Origin of the sequence: Kocuria cellulosilytica, from assembly GCF_040981245.1 — a bacterium.
In the GTDB taxonomy this organism is placed as follows: Bacteria; Actinomycetota; Actinomycetes; order Actinomycetales; family Micrococcaceae; genus Kocuria; species Kocuria cellulosilytica.
Genome location: NZ_JAVFWZ010000131.1, coordinates 1 through 527, shown reverse-complemented (window position 1 = coordinate 527; position 527 = coordinate 1). Strand labels below are relative to the sequence as shown.

Sequence of the window (527 nt, the reverse complement as noted above, 5' to 3'; positions counted from 1 at the left end):
CCGGCCGTGCCCGCCGGGAGAACAGGAGGCCACCGCAGATGGCAGAGCAGATCGTCGTGGGCTACGACGGCTCCGAGAACAGCGACCGCGCCCTCGACTGGGCGATCCGGGAGGCGGGGGGCCTCGGCGGTGAGCTGAAGGTGGTGGTCTCCATGGGACGGCCCGTGGCCGTGGATCCCAGCCTGTACGGGCCGTTCCTGGAGGCGATCGAGCAGGAGACCGACCGGGTGGCCGGTGCCGCCGTGGCCAGGGCCCGGGAGGCCGGGGTCGCGGCGGCGGGCGCCCTGGAGCGCGGCGACGCGGCCGGGGTGCTCGTCCACGGGTCGGACTCCGCCGCGGCGCTCGTGCTCGGCCGGCGGGGACGGCGCGGCGTGCGCGGGCGCCTGGGATCGGTCTCGGCCGCGGTGTCGGCGCACGCCTCCTGCCCCGTGGTCGTGGTGCCCGAGCGCTGGGACCCGCGGGCACGGGCGGCCCGGGGGGCCGGGCCCTTCGCGGGCCGCGTGGTGGTCGGCGTGGACCGGCTGGGG

General features: G+C 78.9%; 1 protein-coding gene. It reads left to right on the top strand.

The features are described from left to right. Positions 1-38 precede the first annotated feature (38 nt). Positions 39-527: universal stress protein (locus RCG67_RS17340; protein WP_368828057.1), on the top strand; the 489-nt coding region annotated here is incomplete at its 3' end.